We start from the raw sequence: 18,200 nt of genomic DNA, 5'->3' as shown, positions 1-18,200 counted from the left end.
AAAAGCTTTGCAATAAACGTTATAATAAGCAATTTTTGTCCGATTGCAACTATTGTATCGAGAAGTACTTTGTTTGGTGACCCATTGACTCGTATCCACTAATGTCTTCACCGTCATTTGTGTCTATGTCTATATCAAAAGTTGTATCCATTGTCTCTGTTCTGCCTACCTTGATTGTTGTTATAGCTTTGACTTGAGATGTTTCTGATTTCAGATTTGCTTCAAGCGCGTAGTATCCTTCTTCCTGTGGAACCTTGAATGCCGTCACAAACTCACTGTCTGCGGTTTTTTCTAAGTAAAAGGTTTTAAGAAGGTTATAGCTATTGTCTCTCAAATTCAGATTTTGTTGAAAGAAATTACCTCCTACACTTAATACCCTTAAATACATTAATTCGTTTGGGCTAAATTCATCCTTAGTCTTTTCGAAAAAAGGGTCGGCGGAGGCTTCAATATGAATAGGGGACTGTACCTCCTGGGGATTTGGCGATCTAGAGTACATAATCATGCTTGTGATCTCTGCCTCGATATGTTAGCCGAAAAGGGTGAGGGGCGGGTTTAAAAGTCGTAAGAGAATTGTAAGAGGGCTTATTTTTCTTCGCAGACTCGAAAAAGAAGACTGCGGGCCTAAAGAAAGGGGGCGTTTGTCAGGACACAGGGGTTGCTATGACAACAAATCTAGCTTGGTCTAAGTATCCGCTGCAGGTGTAAATTGTTAGCTTTGGCTCGACTGATTGATTGAGTATTTCAACTTGTTGAGGTTCTACCTTTTTGGTTTCTGTGATTTCGTATTTAATAAAATTTCCGCTCGCCTGCACGATATAAACACTATCTCCAGTTTTTACTTTTTCTAAATTGCCCAGAATATCGCGGCGATTGTGGCCGTATATTACAGTATTACCACTCCCACCTGGGGATGCTGAGTTTGTGTAGAAGGAGACTCCGTTTTCGGAAATTGTCCAGCGGTTGTCAATCACATACCCGTCAGTAATGTTTAGAACCTTAGAAATTTTAGGGACGTAAATTTTAAGAGGCTGATTGATTTGGGCATTTGCTTCTTCTTGTTGTACTTGAGTTGCTGGAATGTGCAAAGCTGGCAAACTTTTCCACAAAAGTACCAAGGCTCCAAGTGTTATGAGCAATATTCCTAATGAAAAACTGCGTAATTGGGGGTTTAGACTCTTGCTTTTTTGGCGAGAGATTTTTGTGTTTGCCATATACCTAGGGCGATCAGCATGGAAGAGAGCCCAAATGTAAGTGAATTTTCAGCTGTGCCTGTTGCACCGAGTACTTGTGGTTGTCCTACAACGGCTGATGCAGGTCCGCCACAATCTTGGCTTGCTTTTGCAATTACGCTAACCGAAATATCGCTATTTGGGAGATCTTTCAAGGTGTAGCTGTTTGCGTTTGAGTCATTAACCTCGACGCCCCAAATAAGGTGGTTCGGTGTTGGTCCGTAGGCAATATGGAAAGAGTGAGCGTCGCCTTTATTTGCCCAGTGAACTGTTACTTCATGGGGTTTAACGTCGCTGAGCCATACTTGGTCGACTTGTTGGACTGTACTTGGTGGGCATTGTGGAGTCGTAACATTTCCTCCGCCTTGAGCTGACGGTGTTGACTCACCGCCACCTTGTGCTGGTTGACAGTTGAAGTCAACATTTTGAGCCGCGTAGTAATAATCGCCTAAGTTCCACTGTTGTCCAAATTCAAAGAACCAGCCTGCAATCGGTTCTTCAGTTCTGAGCCAATTTGTTTGAATTCCAATCGCGCCTGTTGGGGGACAAAAACATTGAACAAAATTGCCGCCATCTAAGGAATAAACGTCGTCGCTTCCCTCAAGAAGCGGACCGCCTACTATTTGGTGTAGACCAGTTTCGTAATGAGCGACGTCGCCTGGTGTGCCAATTAATCCTTCACAATTCGGGAAATTGAATGTTTGTATTTCGTATTCAGCTTGTACTTGAGAGTTCACAAGAGAACCTAACAGGAATAAACCTGCGAGAATGGGCAAGGAGAATTTGAAAATTCTTCCTTTCATTTTGGTTGTGGCAGAAGATGTACTACTTAGTTAGTAGTACGATTTAGTTTGCAGATTTTATAGTATTTATTATAAGTTTGTCAAGCGGTGGGGATCACTTGTGGTTCTTGTAATATTCTATCGTTTTTTCCAGACCTTCACGGAGAGATACCTTGGCCTTCCAGCCGACTGCTTTGTGCAACTTTTCGCTTGACGCGTAATTTGCTTCTACGTCTCCTGGTCGTTCACCGAGGTCGTCAATTGGAACTTCATAACCCAGGATATCAAAAATTAAGTCGGCGACTTCTTTCACTTTTACACCGTTCTCCATGCCCAAATTAAAGACATTGAATCCAGCAAGCTTTAAAACGTCGATGTGCGCTTGAGCAAGATCCTCTATATATATGAAGTCTCTTACTTGCTCCCCTTTCCAATAAAGAGGGATGGGGCGCTTTTCCAAGGTTGCCATTATGAAATTTGGTATTGCATGCGTAATTGGTGGGTAAAACTTCCCGGGCCCATATGGATTGAAGTAACGAAGGATTGTCGCATCTATACCATAACTTGCGTGAAATGCCTGTAGAAAGGCTTCTATTGATGCCTTTGTTGCGCCGTATGGGTTGTCCGGTCTAAGGGGAGCATCTTCTTTTATTGGTAATTCGTCCGGTGATCCGTAAACGCACGCGCTGGAGGAAAATATGATCTTTTTCACCCCGACTTCATTCATGGAATTAAGGAAGCTAACTGATCCTACGACATTACTTTGTGCGTATAAAACCGGGTCTTTTACAGATTCCGGGACAACAATTAACCCTGCCATGTGAATTACCGCATCTACTCCGTCTAGTGATTCCTTTGCCTTTTCGGGATCGGAAATGTCTCCGACAACTAACTTTGCTCTTTGGTCTACGTTGTCTTTGTACCCGTGAACCAGACTGTCGAGTACGACAACCTCGTGACCTTGATCAAGTAGCATTCGTGTAACATGTGATCCGATGAATCCGGCACCGCCGGTGACTAGAATTTTCATGCTGGTAAAGATGTCATTTTAGAGTTCGATGAGTTTAAGATAAACAATCTCGAACACGACAGATCCTTCGCTCCGCTCAGGATGACAAAAGGGTGGCTAATCAAATTTACTCTTTTCATACTTTGGTATAACAATTTTACCCTTTTTTCCGTTTACCGGTAAATCGAGCGCGAATCCTAAAACATTTGCAACTGTTGATCCAATTCTGGTTCCGGTGAATGATCCCGGGCCGGGATTTACTTCTATTCCTTTAAGGTCCTTAAATGTCATCTTGTTCCTCTTCAGTATTTTGATAATCATCGGCAGAAGTACTTGGGAGCCTAATTTTTGGGTTTTGGTAATTTTATCTAAGGTCTTGCCTTCGCTGTGGAGCTCGACTTTTATTTTTTCTGTTTTTGTTGTATCTATTTTTAAGATCATTCCGATTCACTCTAATACTCTAGAGTATTAGAGTGAGACTGCTCCCTGTCTTAAAATTTTCGGCGGTGTGACTGTCGTATCTACAACTGTTGACTCTATTCCCTTTTTGCAACTACCTATATATAGGTAGTTTGCAAGTGCTACAAGGTTAGAATCTAGATCTTGAAAACTGGCTGATGTTTTATTTCCATGAAAGTTTGCCGAAGTTCCTATAATTGGCGTTTTCGCTTGCCTAATAATTGCGAGGAGCTCTTCGTGGTTTGGTTGCCTAAGGCCGATTTTACTCTTACCGTCTTTAGGCTTTGTGACAATTGTTAAGCCTCCTGGCCAATGCTTTTTTATAAGTTCGTGCGCGGTGTTGTTAATTTGTGCAATCTTTTGTGCCTGATTTAGGCTTTCTACGAGAACCGGAAAGGGCTGAGTGTCGGGCGTTCCCTTTATATTGTGTATTTTATCAACGGCATCTTTGTCATCAAATTTTGCCCCAATTCCGTAAACAGTGTCTGTCGGAAATATTAGTATTCCCCCACTGTTAATAATTTTTGCAGCGACTTTAATGTTTGGCTGCGCGTCAATTAAAATCTTGCGAGAGTTTTTACCGGTTTTTTGAATTTTAATTTCTTTTCTTTTTTTGGGTAAGTGTTTTTTTATTCTTTGAGCCCATTCGATGACAACTATTGCGTCATTTGCAAAAATTTCAGGAAGGCCGAGTGTTTCAAAGTCTTCGATACTGTTTCCTCTATAAAGGTCTATGTGATGCAAATATGCCGATTTTAATTTGTATGTTCTTACAATGGTAAAAGTTGGAGAAACTATTCTTTTTTTAATTCCGAGACCAAGCGCGATGCCTTTTACAAAAATGGTTTTACCTGCTCCAAGTTCTCCGGAAATAGCAACAACGTCACCCGGGATCAAACTCTTTGCAAACTTTTGTCCTAGTTCTAATGTTTCTTTTTGTGAATTTGTTTTAATTTCCATAGTGAGTATGCTGCAATATTTGCACCAGTTAAATCAAATCCAACAACGTCGTAGACTTTAGGAGTCCTGCCAGGAACAAAGGATTGGTGAATTTCGTCAGAAATTGCGTAGAGCATGACAAGTAAATAGGACCCGACCAGTTTGCCTCCGGATGCTCTGAAGGTAAGCGCGTACAGAATAGCGTATTCGCTAATGTGCGCAGTCTTCTTAATTATAAAGTCAGTTAAGTAAAACCCGCTTACACTTGTTTGAGGCAATGAAGAAAAGGTGAATATAACTGCTGCCCAGATAAAAACAGGTAGCCATCTGTCTATAGGCGATCTGGTTTTTAAAAAGGAATTTAGGAGTTTTTGCAACAATGTAAATTCTGCCTCGGGCAGCTCCAGATTCCTTAAGGTTATCAGGTCAGACTATGGTATCGCAAGCCTAGGCTTGGGCACTTATCCCATCAAAGCAATTTAGCTGTCATCCTCAACCGTTCGACGAAGCTCACGGTCAACAACGGTCTGAGCGAAGTCGAAGACTTGATTGAGGATCAGATTCTCGCTTTCGCGAGAATGACACTTGTTGTGAGGGGGTAGGTGTTGTTTCGACTGTTTGCGGGGCGCTTTGTGTAGCTTCAGCTAAAACCTCTTCTGGCTCTTCCGGTTCGATTGTAGTTGCTCCTTGAGGTTTTGAAGAAACACTTAGCGGGTGGGTGAAGGAATTTTGGGGAAATTTACTTGAGCTGGCGTAATTTGAGAGTTTGAGGCGGGGGTTGCGTGTACAGTGCTCGGTATGAGGAGAGTTAAGAGGGCAGGCACAATTAGGGTGCCCAAAACATGACTGTCCTAAAATATCGCTCTTAGTAAATTTTGTCAATGGGAAGCTCGAGGTAATTTTAGTTTGGGATCATGTGAAGGTACAAGGTATCGAGGCCGTTATCGTGCTTTATCTTTGCATATATCAATGGGCCATAGCTACACCCGGAGTAAGACCCTCCATAGAGTTTTCCGTCTTTTACGGCTTTAACAGTTAAGGATTCAGTATACATATCTATACCAAAATGGGGATTGCCATTATAACTTCCGGAATTTGCGTAAGGCGTCATTCCATACCCCTGGGTAATATGAATCGGACTCGAAATCGGCCATGGAAATGAACCACGAGGATTAATACTTCCGGAATCACCTTCTCCATAAGGATAATCATAAGAAGTAGAAGATAAATAGTCATTAGGATCTTTAATTGATCCATTTTGATGAACTTCAAAATGGAGGTGTCTTCCAGTAGAACAACCGGATTTGCCATTGATAATCGTTCCGATAGCATCTCCGGTTTTTACATCCCTTATAAAAGTTTCTGTTCCTCCTCCGAAAGCAATTGCAAGCTCGGCCTGTGCCTGCGCCAACAGCTGTTGATACCTGGATTCATCGTTTTGTGTTTGCCTCAGAAATACCTGTTTTTCAGCTTTCTGCTGGTCGAGATTTGTTTTGAGACCTAGAAGTTTTTGTTTGTTTTCTTCTATTGCTGCTTGTTTTTCAACTCTTTCGTCTTTTTGGTTTGCATAGTTTGACTTAGTTGACAGCAGATTTGCGAGTAATTTTTTATCGGCCTCCTGAACTTGCTTTAGGTATTGCGTTCTTAATATGAGTTCTGAAAATCCTGATGAGCTCAAGATTATTTCGAAGTTAGATACGAAGCTTTGCTGATATGTCGCTACTATCCTTTGCTTTAATAGGGTCTCCAAATTGTCGACCGAATCTGTAATGTATTCAATCCTAAAACCCAATACGCCAATTTCTTTTTCCAATTGTTCGATGGCTTTTTCTGCCTCTGAAATTCTTAGTTGGGTTAGTTGAATTTGACTGTCAAACTGAGAAATTTGCGCGGCAAGAGTTTTCTTTTGATTTCCAAGATCGGCAACTTTTTCTGAGAGAATTTCGATACATTCTCCTACCTTATCGGATGGTATATCTTCTTTATCGCATTCTTCTAATGATGCAGCGTAAGTGGTACTTGTAAGGGTGAAAAATAGGACGAGAACCGTAACTAACGTAACTATCAGACTTTTCATCTATCTAATTTTGAGATATCTATAAAGGGCAATGGCTGCGCCTATTATACCGACTGATGCGGCAAGAAGCGCTTCCCCTAACCATAGATAAAGAAAAAAGAGGGGAGAGATCGGAAAAACTTGAATCGGGCCAAGGAAATTTTGAATGCTGGGCGAGTAAAAAAGCAATATCGCGTAGACAAAAAGTGTGGCGATGCTTGCACCAATGAATCCATACAGAGCCCCTTCTATAAAGAATGGTTTTGCAATGTACCACCGCGTTGCACCGACTAAACTCATAATGGATATTTCCTCTCGCCGGAGTGCTATTCGCATTCCAATTACCATTATTATAATAAGGAAGGAAATGCTAAGAAGGCTCGTGACAAAAATGATTCCGCCAAGCCTTATTGTTTTAGTCCACTTAACTAGTTGCTCGACTAAATTTTCAGGTGTTATTACGCGCTCGACTTCGCTTCTTTCCTTTAAGACTCTGGTTACTTCGTCGATGTCTTGAGCTCGATTAACAGAAACGTCAATTGACGCAGGGAGAAAGTCAGCTGTAACTGATTCAAGTAGAAGTGGCTCGTCCTTGTTGCGTTCTCGGTAGATCGCGAGCGCTTCTTCTTTAGTAATATATTTTATTTCTTTGGAAAGACCTGTGTTTTCAATTGTATTTATTGTTTCTTCAATTTGGGTTTCGGTGGCGTCGTCTTTAAAGAAAGCGATCACTTGGGGCCTTTGTTCTATGAAATTTAAGACAAGTTGCCCGCCCAGAATGAGAATCACAAATATCGATGAGACAAAAAAGGTCAGGGACATGGCGAGTGTTGCAGCGAGTGCCTGATATGGGCTTCTTCTTAAAAGCTTTAGGGTTTTTTTAGTCTGCGTCATATTTTCCTTTTTCTACATCTTTTTCTATTTTACCCACTTTAAGATAAATGACTCTCTTTTTGAAATGGTTAACAATCGCGTCGTTATGTGTTGCCATAATGATTGTTGTTTTGTCGCTTTCGTTTATTTTTTCCATAAGTTCGACAATTTCCATTGCTGTTTTGGGGTCCAAGTCTCCCGTAGGCTCGTCTGCTAGAAGTACTTCGGGTTTTGCAATTATACTTCTGGCAATTGATGTTCTTTGCACTTCCCCGCCAGAAAGCTGAACCGGAAAACTGTTTGCTTTTTCAAGAAGTCCGACTTTTTCTAATACCTCGGATACTTCTTTTTCGATTACGCTTTCTTTTTGTGAAAGCACTTCAAGAGGAACCGCGACGTTTTCAAAGACGGTTCTGTTTAAAAGAAGTTTGAAATCCTGAAAAACTGTGCCTATTTTCCTTCTTAAAATTGGAATCTTGCTGGGTGGAAGCCTGAGAATGTCTTCACCGTTGAAAAGGATTTTGCCCTCAGTAGGTACTTCTTCTCTTGTTATCAATTTTAAAAGTGAGGATTTGCCAGCACCGGAGGGGCCGACTATGAAGACAAATTCGGCGTCTTCGATCTTGAGATTAATATCTTCCAAGGCGATTTGGCCGTTGGGGTATTTTTTGGTGACGGATTCGAACTGTATCATGAAAGGCAGATGTTACTTTAAGGAGACAACCTACTACTGCCTGCCTGTCGGCAGACAGGTTTTCTCCTTAATATTCCTCTTTCCCTATTTGGATAGACCTTACGGTCTGCGATCCTCGTTCTGCATTCGCAGAACTGCGGGCCTAAAATTTGAACTTGCAAAGCAAGATTCAACTTTAATTTTATTGGACTTCTACTTTACCTACGTCCATTAACCAACCTACTTGAGAAGAACCGAAGGTTTCTCCAAAAACCTTGACCTTCTTCCCGACGTATTCATCGAGATCAAGGACCGAGGACGTTAAATAAGCTGTCTGGCTTTCTCCTCCAGGTCTAATCAGCTTATGCGTTCCCTGGGCGTACTTGTCGAGTTCATCGTTTTTCTCGACTGTTCCTTCTGCTTCGTCTTTGAAGGTTTGGGCAAATGACTCCCTTGCCTCTGGTGATAACTCATCCTCTTTAAGCGAGGTAGCAGCACGGTCTTTACCTTTATTAACTGAAGAAAGCACTAGTCCGGTTGCAGTACCGGCTGCGACAATTAAAACTATGATAATTATCGGTAGAATTTTACTTAACATCGACTTTTCGGGGACAGTTCTTAGAGGCGTGGTAGTATCCGGTTGTGGTTGGACAGGCGATTTGGGATCCATTGTTCTTTTCGTGTAATTATATCAGCAGGATTTTTTGAGGGCAAGGCGTGATTTCAAAATCACGCGTTACGCGGATCCTAAGCTTAACTCACTTTTCAGGAATTCGTCTAAATCGCCATCTAAAACAGCTTGCGCGTTACTCGTTTCGTGGTTTGTCCTTAAATCTTTAACCATTTTATAAGGGTGGAGAACATACGACCTTATTTGATTGCCCCAACCAGGCATAATATGCGCGCCTTTCAGTTTTTCTTTTTCTTCCAATCTTTCCTGGTTTTGCTTAGCCCATAATTTAGCTTTAAGAAGTTTGAGCGCATTTTCCCTGTTTTGAGCCTGATATCTTTGTGTTTGACAAGTCACCACGATGCCTGTAGGTTTGTGCCTGAGTCTGACGGCTGTTGATACCTTGTTAACGTTTTGACCCCCATGGCCACCAGATCTATACGACTCAAATTCGATGTCTTCAGGTTTGATTTCAATGTCGACATCTTCGTCTACCTGGGGTATTACTTCAACGAGCGCGAAAGAAGTTTGACGCAAGCTTGCAGCGTTGAATGGCGACTGCCTTACGAGTCTGTGTACTCCAGCTTCTGCCTTCAGGAGACCGTAAGCGTAATCCTGTTCAATGTTAAAACTTACTGTTTTAAATCCTGCCTCTTCTCCAGGTATTTCATCTATAACTTCATTTTTCCAGCCTTTTTTTTGAAAATACTTTTCGTACATTCTTGAAAGCATTGCCACCCAGTCCATCGCTTCGGTGCCACCCTGGCCTGCGTGAATCGAAAGAATCGCGTAATTTTCGTCGAATTCTCCTGAAAGGAACATTTTTGTCTCGAGATTATCAATTTTTTCTTCAAGTCGCTTTATTTCTGCGTCAAGCTCTTTTGATAATTTTTCGTCATCAAGATTAACCATGCCTTCAGTATCGTCTATCTCCTCTTCTAATGAATTATAAGTTTCGATATCGCTACTTACGTCTGCAATTCTTTTCATTACCTTTTGGGCATTTTCTTGATCCTGCCAGAAATTATCTTTTGCGCTTTCTGCCTCAAGTTCCTGCAGTTCGGCTTGTCTTTTTTCCAGGTTGAAGCCGCTTTTGATATCAAGGAAACGCTTTTTGAGTTCCGCGACTCTTTCTCTTTTGTCCATCATGGTGAATTATATACTAAGCTCTAGCGAATATGAGGAGAATTAAACCAAGAATTACCCGGTAATAGACAAACGGATACAGGGTATTTGTCGCCAGGTATTTTAGGAAATATTTTATCGTCAAATATCCAAAAATGGCTGCCGACGTCATCCCAGCCATGAAGAAGGCGAATTCAGATGAATTAACGCCAAAATCTGACGTTGCTTTAAAGAATTTCATAAGTCCGGCTCCTGCGATTATTGGACCGGAGAGCATAAACGCAAATTTGGCAGCCTCTTCTCTTTTAAGACCCACAAAAAGCCCGGCAGAAATAGTTGCTCCAGATCTTGATACTCCCGGAATCAGCGCGAGCGATTGAAAGATTCCGATTACAAGAGAGTCTAGAAAAGTTGTTTTATTCCAAGATTTTTTTTGAGACGAAAATTTTTCCGCCAAGACAAATACTATGCTAAAAATTATCAAAGAGATACCTACAACTTGAAGACTTCTTGCATAAGTTTCGATGTAGTTTTCAAAAAGAAGGCCGGCAATTACAGCAGGTATGGTGCCCAGGGCGAGTTTCAAAACCATGGTGTTTCTGGTTTTAAGAAGGGTGATGTAATCCTTATAAAAAAATATGGCTACTGCAAGAAGCGTACCCAAATGAAGAGATGCGTCGAACGTAAGCCCAAATTTATCTTGAGAAATGTTAAAAAGATTTTCGAAAATAATTAAATGCCCGGTAGAAGATATGGGCAGGAATTCTGTTAATCCTTGAAGGGCCCCGGCAAGTACTGCAATCAAATAATTCACAAAATCAATGATGACAGATCTTGTCTTTCAAATCAAAGGCCTACTGGCCTTGTACGTTAACGTCTACTTGTCCAGGAACCTGCACAGATGGACCCGCACTTCTCAAGGCCGGTAGTTCAAAGTAAAAGAACATAAAAACGATTAAAAGTAGACCGATGATTGCAAGTATGACGCCCGCGCTGCCATTGTCATGACCGTGATCAAACTTGTGTACTTCGTGCACTTGTGTAGCCATTTTTCACCCCCTTTTTACAAAACACAAATTTTGTGTTTCTACTACAAACAGATAGTTTTTTAGTCTATCTGTCTGTAGTAGGTGTAAGTTTCTGCCTTAGGAATCTGAAGTTCCTAAATTTAACTGCTTTTCTTTTTTTTGCCTCTTCGAGCCATTCCTTTTTTATTTGCCTCCTTTGTATGAGTTAATGATATTTTTTTCGAATGAAATATTGACAAAAAATGCGTAATAATTCTGTAATAATTCATTCCACCTGGGACTTGAGACGGAGGGCACCTTGTGTGTATAATTTCCTGCACCATGATGAACAAGATTCTTGTTGTCGAAGACAATCAAGACATTCAGGACTTTATTAGCGAGATTTTGGCTGAAAGCGAGTTTGTAGTCGAAACCGCTTCAGACGGAGGCTCTGCTCTTAAAAATGTAGAGAAGTCAACTCCCGATTTAATTGTTCTTGATTTAGGCCTCCCTGACATTGACGGCGAGAGTGTCTGTCGAGAAGTTAAAAAGAAACACCCCGAGGTTCCAATAATAATTTTGACTGCAAAAGGCAGCGTGGAGGATAAGGTCCATGGGTTGGAGCTGGGAGCGGATGATTACTTGAGTAAACCATTTGAGGGTGACGAGCTTGTTGCCCGAATCAAGGCAAGGTTGAGAAGCACTAATAATGCTTCCTTCAAACTTAAAGTGGGCGATCTGGAACTCGATCGCAAGACATTTCAAGTTAAAAGAGGCAGCAAGCTCATTAAGCTTACTCCAAAAGAATTCAAGCTACTTGAATATTTAATGGCAAATAAAGGTCGGATACTTCCACGGGAGATGATTTTAAATAGGGTTTGGCTCTATTCCCCAGATATAGATTCGAGGGCTGTTGACGTATATATCGGTTATTTAAGAGACAAGATAGACGCAGGAAATAAAAAGAAGCTTCTTCAGTCTGTGCGGGGATTCGGCTACATGATAAAAGATTAGGAAATCTTTTGCGTCCTCGTTCTTCAAAAGAAGAACTGTGGGCCTATAAAGATTAAGACGGTCTTTGTGGTCCTCGTCCTTTTGGGCTTCTGACCTTGAGATTAGAAAACTGGTGCTTTGAAGACCAAATATATTTGATAGGCTATCGATCTTTTTACAAATTCACTCATCACAAGTTTGGCTCTTTGAAATACTTTGGGCACTGCGACTAAACTACTTTCGGATCTAGTTTGGGGAACAGACAGTCGAATGGTTATGTTATTCATACTGCAAATAGTAACGACTGAAGTTAGAAAATGAACAAAAAAGCAGTAAGAAGTTTGTAATAGACTCTTTTTACTTAAGATGCTTTTCTACGAGGCTTAAGAGGTCATCAATCTCAAAGGGTTTACTAAGAAATCCTTCTGCTTTGTTTTCTTTTGCAATCTTTTTGACGTCTTGATTTGCAGACATTAGAACTACTGGAATCTTTTTAGTCCCGTCTTTGCTTTTGAGTTTCTGGGTAATTTTGTCTCCGTCTTCGCCTGGTAACCATACGTCTATAATTATTAGGTTTGGTTTCTCTTTTTTAATCACTTTATGTATCAATTCACCGCTGTTTAAAGTTGAAATAACATATCCTTTGTCTTCGAGGATTATCCGCGTCGCCTCGAGTATGGCTGAATCGTCATCAATTACTAAAATCTTTTTAGGCTTTGACGCCATAGTTATCCCTTTTAAGAGAGGTGGTTGGTGCGCTTCTTTCAAAGGAAGTTTTACCCTTTTTCTTTTTAGCTGCTGTTTCAGGGTTTCTGAAGCTTTGTCGAGCGTGCTCTTCACGATTGTGCTTTTCGTTGACCTCTTAACTAAATTTGAGTATTTAGGATAGTATCACGAATTGGGCTAAAAATTAAGAGAGGTGTTTTGTCAGGTTCTTACTATTACCCTGGTCCCAACTTGTGCCCAATTAAAGACAATTGCCGCTTCTTCCGGCTTCATGTTGACGCAGCCGTGACTCATTGGGTTTCCAAAATTATTGTGCCAATATGCGCCGTGAATACCATATCCGCGGTCGTAGTACATTGTGTATGGTACGTTTGGGAGGTTGTAATAAGTACCCAGGACTTTTGAGCCTCCAGCCATCCGGGTCGATGTTAACTTGGTCCAGATTCGCCATTGGCCTCTTGGCGTAGGATACCATTTGCCCGTAGAGACAAGAAATCTTCCTTTGACGTTTCCGTTTTCCATCATGTAAAGTGCTTGTTCCGAAAGGTCTACTTCGATCCATTTGCTATCGTCTGCCTGGGTTCCCAGAATTGCTTGGTTATTTGTTCGGGGGTTTTGTGTGACTTTTGTTGCTTCTACTGATCTGTTTAAGAAAATTGCTTGACCATTTGGCTGAGCTTGGTTTTGGGATTTAATCCAGCTGACGTATTTCTCGCTGGCAATATTATTTGTATCAATGCCTATTTTGAACGCGGCATGGGAGTAAGCAAGATATACGTATTTTTTGGCAGGGGTTAAAACTACGGCAAGGAGCAAGATGACGATCGCGAGGATGACTGAAGGGTGCACGAATCCTCGGGCAGAAAAAGGCTTCACAACTTCAGTATCTGATTATTTGATTTTAAATGCAATGGTCTTTAGAAGTTAGCCCTTGTGTTGAGGAGCGTTTATTAGGCCACATTTTTTCCACTTTAGCCCACTACCGCATGGACAAGGATCGTTGCGACCTATTTTTGTGACTTTCAATGGCGTATTCAAGGTCTCACCTTTCGAGGACTTAAGGAGAGACCTTGAGCTTTGGTTTTCGATTGCTTCGAGGCGTGCAATTTCAGATTCGAGTTCGGTATCTGACATTTCGTTTGGGTCGCGATCGTCAGTTGTAGTATTTTCAGACGTCTGTTGTCCTTCGAGTTTCTCTATTTCAGCTTCCAGCTCTTCGTCTGTCATTGCTAAGGGGTCTTTATCTGACGATTGTTGTAGGCCCGCAGCGTTAGCGAGGACCGCAGGGCTCTGCCTATTGTTAATTGCTGGTTGTTGATTGACATCTCCTACGAGTGAAGCCTGGGGGTGAACTTCGACTCCCCTTTCTTCTATTCTTTCGATTTCCGGCTGTTGCCTTACTTGAACTTTAAATATTCTCCTTACGATTTCGTAATCTATTGACGAAATCAATTTTTCAAAAAGCGAAAACGCTTCCTGTTTGTACTCAACAAGAGGGTCACGTTGACCTGCAGCCCGAAGACCAATTCCTTCCCTTAAATCATCGAGGGTGTCCAAGTGTTCTGTCCAAAGAGTATCTATAACAGAAAGATTTACAAATTTCTCGATATCCCTTACCACTTCGGGGGCAAGTGATTTTTCCCTGTCTTTGTAAACTTTGGTCGCGACGTCGTTATAGAATTTAATCAGGTTTTCGCTGTCAGTTATTTTTTTGCTATCTTCGACAAGTTTTTGCTGGGATGCTTGGTCAAAAGGAATGATTGTAGAAAATTCTTTTGCAATTTGATCGTGTTCAGTAATCGAAACTCCTTCCGGAGCGTACATTAGAACAAGATTTTCAATTTCCCTTTCGACTTTTGAAAGTAATTCGTCTTTAACTTTAGAAGACTCATCCTTCCCCTTTGTTGCTTCCAGGATCTCTCTTCTCGAGCTGTAAATTATTTCTCTTTGCTTGTTGGCGACGTCATCGTATTCAACTAAATGTTTTCTGATGTCGAAGTTGTGGGTTTCGACTTTCACCTGAGCGTTTTCTATTGCTTTTGCAACCATTGAGTGCTCAATTGGGGTGTCTTCGGGGAGCTTAAATGCAGTCATGATTCTGGCAATTTGGTCCCCTCCAAAAAGGCGCATAATATCGTCTTCCAGAGCGACATAAAATTTAGTTGAGCCCGGATCCCCTTGCCTGCCTGCCCTTCCTCTAAGCTGATTGTCGATTCGTCTGGACTCGTGCCTTTCTGTACCGATTACGTGGAGACCGCCAATTGATTTAACTTCCTCGTGGTTCTTTTTCCACTTTTCGTATTCCCTTCCCTTTGTTGTCGGACGACCATGTTTGTCGGTTGGAGGAGTTCCTCCCAAAATAATATCGACCCCGCGACCCGCAATATTAGTCGCAAGAGTAACGGATCCAATTTTGCCGGCTTCTGCGATTATTTCTGCTTCCCTTTGGTGATTTTTAGCGTTAAGGAGCTGGTGGGGGATTTTTTTCTTCTTAAGGAGTGACGCCAAAAATTCATTTTTTTCGATCGAAGTCGTTCCGATTAAAACCGGCTGGTTTTCTTCGTGTCGCTTGCCTACTTCGTTTGCGATTGCGGTAAATTTTGCCTTCGCTGTTTTGTAAACGACGTCCGATTCGTCTTTTCTTACCATCGGCTTGTTTGTCGGAACGACGAGCGCTTCAACGCTATAAATTTTATGGAATTCTTCGGCTTCTGTGACTGCAGTTCCGGTCATTCCTGCTAATTTGTCATATAGACGGAAAAAATTCTGAAAGGAAATTGTGGCTAGAGTTTGAGATTCTTGCTGAACCCCAACTCCTTCCTTGGCTTCTATTGCCTGATGCAACCCCTCCGACCAGCGCCTACCTGGCATAAGTCTTCCAGTAAATTCATCGACGATAACAATTTGATTATCCTTGACAACGTAGTCGCGATCTATAAAAAAGAGAGTTTTTGCCCGAAGAGCCTGTTGAATATGATGAATGGCGCTGAAATCTTTTTCGTATAAGTTGGTAACTCCGAGCCTCTTTTCTACCTTGGTGATGCCATGCTCGGTTAGATTTGCGGTTTTTAGTTTTTCGTCAATGACGTAGTCTGTTTCTGCCGAAAGTTCTTCTACCAGTTTTGAGAACTGAGAATATTTGTCTGTTGCCTGAGCGCTGGGCGCGGAAATGATGAGTGGAGTTCTTGCTTCGTCGATAAGAATAGAGTCTGCTTCGTCGACGATTACGTAGTTTTGCCCTCGTTGAGCCATGTCGTCTAAGTTCCAGACCATGTTGTCGCGAAGATAGTCAAAACCGAATTCGTTATTGGTTCCATAAGTGATATCCGCCTGGTACGCTTCTTTTTTGCTGACTGGTTTTAGGTGGCGAAGACGCCAGTCGAGCTGATTTTTGGCTTCGTGTTTAGGGTCATAAACGTGAGCGGCGTCTTGCATGACAACGCCGACGCTTACTCCAAGAGCGCTGTAGATTGGGCCCATCCAACCGACACCAATTCTCGCCAAATAATCATTGACGGTCGCCAGCTGGACATTTTTCCCCGCAAGAGAGTTTAAATAAAGAGGTAGGGTTGCAGTAAGAGTTTTTCCTTCACCAGTTCGCTGTTCCGCAATCATTCCCATATGAAGAGCGATGCCTGCTATAAGCTGAACGTCGTAGTGTCTTAGGTTGAGGGTTCTTTTGGCGGATTCTCTGACAGTCGCGTAAGCTTCTGGTAAAAGGTCATCTAACGATTCTCCGCGTTCGTGCCTTAGCTTGAACTCCGCGGTTTTTGCTAGAAGTTTTTCATCCGTCAGCTTTTCAAACTTCTTCTCCAAGCTGTTAATATCATCTACTTGAGGCTGAAGTTTTTTGATTTGCTTTTCGTTGCTGTCTAAAAATTTATTTAAAATTCCAAGCATATTACTTTTTCTCTGACCTTTCTATAATTTGCTGCCACAAAGTTTTTGTTGACCTACCAGATTCGTGAACAATTTTGTGTTGTTTGGGAGCAAGTCTTTTTACGCGATTGCGCTTTCTAATTGGAGCATCGTCATCTTCGGGCAGGTATGATTTCATGCCCAGATATTATATCTTAATTTCAGTTTTTTGGGGATTTCCAAAGGAAAGCCTCCGAGAGCAGACGGGAGGCTTTCTAACTTAACAGTAAATCTAAACGAGCTTCCCTGTCAATAAACTACACACGTCCTAAAGGGCGTGGTATTTTGATTCTCGTTTCGCGAGACTATAAGATTCTCATGGCTTAAAGTCCGTGGTTCTCGCTCACTCCGAATAGATTCTTAGGCTGGAATTTTTGTGAAATTGGTGTATTTTTGGAGGACTTTTGGAACTTCTATGGACCCGTCTTTTTGCTGGTAATTTTCCATAATCGCAATAAGGGTTCTACCGATCGCGAAGGCTGTTGCGTTCAAAATATAAACGTATTCTTTTTGGCCTACGCTTTGATACTTGATGTTTAACCTTCTTGATTGAAAATCTGAGTTAGTCGATGCTGAATGTGTTTCTCTGTATTTTTCTTGCGCCGGCATCCATGTTTCGATATCGTATTTCCTCGCTGTTGGAAATCCTAGCTCCCCTGAGCATTTATTAACTACTCGGTACGCTAGACCAAGGCCTGAAATAAGTTTCTCTTCGAGAGATACTAAGAATTGGTGTTCCTTGTCCTCATCTTCGGGTTTGACGAATGAGACCATTTCCACTTTGTCAAACTGATGGACCCTTAAAATTCCCCTTGTATCTTTGCCGTATGATCCTGCTTCCCTGCGGAAAGCAGTCGAAAAACCCACGTATCTTTTGGGCAAGTCTTTTTCACTGAGAGTTTCATCCATATGCATCGGAACAATAGAGTGTTCAGCCGTACCTACTAAATATTGATCGTCGACCTTGTATCCCTCACCGGTTTCGTATTCAGGATAACCTAGACCTTCCGCGACTTTTTTGTTAATTATTACTGGCGGCACAATTGGAATAAAACCTTCTTTTGTTAAAGTTTCGAAGGCAAAGCTTATAAGAGCAAATTCCAGAAGTGCGAGTTCATTTTTTAAGAAATTAAATCTGGAGCCAGATGTTTTGGCTGCCCTGTCGACGTCTATAAGGTCGTTTGATGTGCCAAGCTCTAGATGGTCTCTGATTTTAAAATCAAATTTTCGTTTCTCTCCTACTTCTTTTACAACAGCGTCGTCGTTTTCGTCACGCCCCGCGGGAACATCGTCTTTGGGTATATTTGGAACTTTTCTAATTAGTTCGTAGAATTCTTCGTTTAATTTTTCAAGCTGTTCTTCTTTTTGTTTCAGTTCTCCTTTGATCTTCGAACCTTCACTTTCGTCCCTTTTTTCCGCAGCTTCTTTTTTTTGTGATCTGAGCTTGTCTACTTCCTCAATCAATTTTCGACGTTTGTCGTCGACTTCTAAAAGCTTTTTTATGTCAACTACGTAGCCTTTTTGTTTGGCGCCTTCTTCGACAAGACCTGGGTTTTCGCGGATGAATTTAATATCAAGCATAATTAGTTGATAGTTTATGGTTCATAGTCAAAACTATTTTTTCTTCTCGACTCTCTTTGTTCGCTCGAAGAATATTTAGGCCCGCAGCCTGTAAGGCGAGGACCGCAAGCTTTTGCTTATTCGAGCGAAGTCGACCCTTCGATTCCACTCAGGGTCG

20 protein-coding genes are annotated in these 18,200 nt (G+C 41.7%); 1 reads left to right on the top strand and 19 read right to left on the bottom strand.

Going from position 1 to position 18,200, the window contains the following annotated elements:
- Positions 1-49 precede the first annotated feature (49 nt).
- The 14 genes from NUV69_04875 to NUV69_04810 all read right to left on the bottom strand — a co-directional run bounded on the left by NUV69_04875 (position 50) and on the right by NUV69_04810 (position 10,867).
- Positions 50-334 carry a hypothetical protein gene (locus tag NUV69_04875; GenBank protein MCR4324991.1) on the bottom strand — a complete coding sequence of 95 codons (285 nt, stop codon included), beginning with the start codon at positions 332-334 and terminating at the stop codon, positions 50-52.
- A gap of 310 nt (positions 335-644) precedes the next feature.
- Positions 645-1,139 carry a sortase gene (locus tag NUV69_04870; protein ID MCR4324990.1) on the bottom strand — a complete coding sequence of 165 codons (495 nt, stop codon included), beginning with the start codon at positions 1,137-1,139 and terminating at the stop codon, positions 645-647.
- Between the two features lie 32 nt (positions 1,140-1,171).
- Positions 1,172-1,969, bottom strand: coding sequence for a fibronectin type III domain-containing protein (locus NUV69_04865; protein ID MCR4324989.1), 798 nt, complete (start codon positions 1,967-1,969; stop codon positions 1,172-1,174).
- A gap of 160 nt (positions 1,970-2,129) precedes the next feature.
- Positions 2,130-3,044, bottom strand: a complete 915-nt coding sequence (locus NUV69_04860; GenBank protein MCR4324988.1) for an NAD-dependent epimerase/dehydratase family protein — start codon at positions 3,042-3,044, stop codon at positions 2,130-2,132.
- A gap of 96 nt (positions 3,045-3,140) precedes the next feature.
- Positions 3,141-3,464 carry a tRNA (adenosine(37)-N6)-threonylcarbamoyltransferase complex dimerization subunit type 1 TsaB gene (gene tsaB, locus NUV69_04855; protein MCR4324987.1) on the bottom strand — a complete coding sequence of 108 codons (324 nt, stop codon included), beginning with the start codon at positions 3,462-3,464 and terminating at the stop codon, positions 3,141-3,143.
- A 27-nt stretch (positions 3,465-3,491) separates the two neighbouring features.
- Positions 3,492-4,442: an L-threonylcarbamoyladenylate synthase gene (locus NUV69_04850; GenBank protein MCR4324986.1), complete on the bottom strand. Its 951-nt coding sequence runs from the start codon at positions 4,440-4,442 to the stop codon at positions 3,492-3,494.
- Positions 4,406-4,798 carry a VanZ family protein gene (locus NUV69_04845; protein ID MCR4324985.1) on the bottom strand — a complete coding sequence of 131 codons (393 nt, stop codon included), beginning with the start codon at positions 4,796-4,798 and terminating at the stop codon, positions 4,406-4,408. Before NUV69_04845 ends, NUV69_04850 begins: the two co-directional genes overlap by 37 nt.
- A gap of 524 nt (positions 4,799-5,322) precedes the next feature.
- Positions 5,323-6,498 (bottom strand): hypothetical protein, encoded by a 1,176-nt coding sequence (locus NUV69_04840; protein MCR4324984.1) that lies wholly within the window; start codon positions 6,496-6,498, stop codon positions 5,323-5,325.
- Positions 6,499-7,371: an ABC transporter permease gene (locus tag NUV69_04835; GenBank protein ID MCR4324983.1), complete on the bottom strand. Its 873-nt coding sequence runs from the start codon at positions 7,369-7,371 to the stop codon at positions 6,499-6,501.
- Complete coding sequence (gene ftsE, locus NUV69_04830; GenBank protein MCR4324982.1) at positions 7,358-8,044, bottom strand: cell division ATP-binding protein FtsE; 687 nt, start codon at positions 8,042-8,044, stop codon at positions 7,358-7,360. The genes NUV69_04835 and ftsE overlap by 14 nt, the downstream gene beginning before the upstream one ends.
- Positions 8,045-8,225: 181 nt before the next feature.
- Positions 8,226-8,693, bottom strand: a complete 468-nt coding sequence (locus NUV69_04825; protein MCR4324981.1) for a hypothetical protein — start codon at positions 8,691-8,693, stop codon at positions 8,226-8,228.
- Positions 8,694-8,759: 66 nt separating this feature from the next.
- Positions 8,760-9,839, bottom strand: a complete 1,080-nt coding sequence (gene prfB / locus NUV69_04820; protein ID MCR4324980.1) for a peptide chain release factor 2 — start codon at positions 9,837-9,839, stop codon at positions 8,760-8,762.
- 16 nt (positions 9,840-9,855) lie between these two features.
- Complete coding sequence (gene uppP, locus NUV69_04815) at positions 9,856-10,632, bottom strand: undecaprenyl-diphosphatase UppP (GenBank protein MCR4324979.1); 777 nt, start codon at positions 10,630-10,632, stop codon at positions 9,856-9,858.
- A 40-nt stretch (positions 10,633-10,672) separates the two neighbouring features.
- Positions 10,673-10,867, bottom strand: a complete 195-nt coding sequence (locus tag NUV69_04810; protein MCR4324978.1) for a hypothetical protein — start codon at positions 10,865-10,867, stop codon at positions 10,673-10,675.
- Positions 10,868-11,167: 300 nt separating this feature from the next.
- On the opposite strand from NUV69_04810, the gene NUV69_04805 reads away from it, so the two are divergent.
- A complete protein-coding gene (locus NUV69_04805) occupies positions 11,168-11,839 on the top strand; it encodes a response regulator transcription factor (protein ID MCR4324977.1) in 672 nt (223 codons plus the stop codon).
- Between the two features lie 336 nt (positions 11,840-12,175).
- Here the strand turns inward: NUV69_04805 and NUV69_04800 are convergent, their stop codons facing one another.
- The 5 genes from NUV69_04800 to serS form a co-directional block, all read right to left on the bottom strand.
- Positions 12,176-12,658, bottom strand: a complete 483-nt coding sequence (locus NUV69_04800) for a response regulator (GenBank protein ID MCR4324976.1) — start codon at positions 12,656-12,658, stop codon at positions 12,176-12,178.
- An 87-nt stretch (positions 12,659-12,745) separates the two neighbouring features.
- The gene (locus tag NUV69_04795; protein MCR4324975.1) at positions 12,746-13,420 is read right to left on the bottom strand and encodes a L,D-transpeptidase; all 675 of its coding nucleotides are present in this window, start codon (positions 13,418-13,420) and stop codon (positions 12,746-12,748) included.
- A gap of 48 nt (positions 13,421-13,468) precedes the next feature.
- The gene (secA, locus tag NUV69_04790; GenBank protein ID MCR4324974.1) at positions 13,469-16,444 is read right to left on the bottom strand and encodes a preprotein translocase subunit SecA; all 2,976 of its coding nucleotides are present in this window, start codon (positions 16,442-16,444) and stop codon (positions 13,469-13,471) included.
- Position 16,445: 1 nt separating this feature from the next.
- Positions 16,446-16,601, bottom strand: a complete 156-nt coding sequence (locus tag NUV69_04785) for a hypothetical protein (GenBank protein MCR4324973.1) — start codon at positions 16,599-16,601, stop codon at positions 16,446-16,448.
- A gap of 221 nt (positions 16,602-16,822) precedes the next feature.
- Positions 16,823-18,043 (bottom strand): serine--tRNA ligase, encoded by a 1,221-nt coding sequence (gene serS / locus NUV69_04780; protein MCR4324972.1) that lies wholly within the window; start codon positions 18,041-18,043, stop codon positions 16,823-16,825.
- Positions 18,044-18,200: the final 157 nt, after the last annotated feature.

The sequence above is a fragment of the Candidatus Curtissbacteria bacterium genome (genome assembly GCA_024654445.1).
In the GTDB taxonomy this organism is placed as follows: domain Bacteria; phylum Patescibacteriota; class Microgenomatia; order Curtissbacterales; family GWA2-41-24; genus JANLHP01.
The sequence above is the reverse complement of the archived record's forward strand: the minus strand, read 5'-3'. Positions and strand labels throughout refer to the sequence as shown.

Coding starts and splice junctions, on each gene's coding strand:
- prfB (MCR4324980.1), bottom strand. CDS start 9,839: ATGGACAAAAGAGAAAGAGTCGCGGAACTCAAAAAGCGTTTCCTTGAT.
- NUV69_04860 (MCR4324988.1), bottom strand. CDS start 3,044: ATGAAAATTCTAGTCACCGGCGGTGCCGGATTCATCGGATCACATGTT.
- secA (MCR4324974.1), bottom strand. CDS start 16,444: ATGCTTGGAATTTTAAATAAATTTTTAGACAGCAACGAAAAGCAAATC.
- ftsE (MCR4324982.1), bottom strand. CDS start 8,044: ATGATACAGTTCGAATCCGTCACCAAAAAATACCCCAACGGCCAAATC.
- NUV69_04810 (MCR4324978.1), bottom strand. CDS start 10,867: ATGGCTACACAAGTGCACGAAGTACACAAGTTTGATCACGGTCATGAC.
- tsaB (MCR4324987.1), bottom strand. CDS start 3,464: ATGATCTTAAAAATAGATACAACAAAAACAGAAAAAATAAAAGTCGAG.
- NUV69_04835 (MCR4324983.1), bottom strand. CDS start 7,371: ATGACGCAGACTAAAAAAACCCTAAAGCTTTTAAGAAGAAGCCCATAT.
- NUV69_04850 (MCR4324986.1), bottom strand. CDS start 4,442: ATGGAAATTAAAACAAATTCACAAAAAGAAACATTAGAACTAGGACAA.
- NUV69_04785 (MCR4324973.1), bottom strand. CDS start 16,601: ATGAAATCATACCTGCCCGAAGATGACGATGCTCCAATTAGAAAGCGC.
- NUV69_04840 (MCR4324984.1), bottom strand. CDS start 6,498: ATGAAAAGTCTGATAGTTACGTTAGTTACGGTTCTCGTCCTATTTTTC.
- NUV69_04805 (MCR4324977.1), top strand. CDS start 11,168: ATGATGAACAAGATTCTTGTTGTCGAAGACAATCAAGACATTCAGGAC.
- serS (MCR4324972.1), bottom strand. CDS start 18,043: ATGCTTGATATTAAATTCATCCGCGAAAACCCAGGTCTTGTCGAAGAA.
- NUV69_04825 (MCR4324981.1), bottom strand. CDS start 8,693: ATGGATCCCAAATCGCCTGTCCAACCACAACCGGATACTACCACGCCT.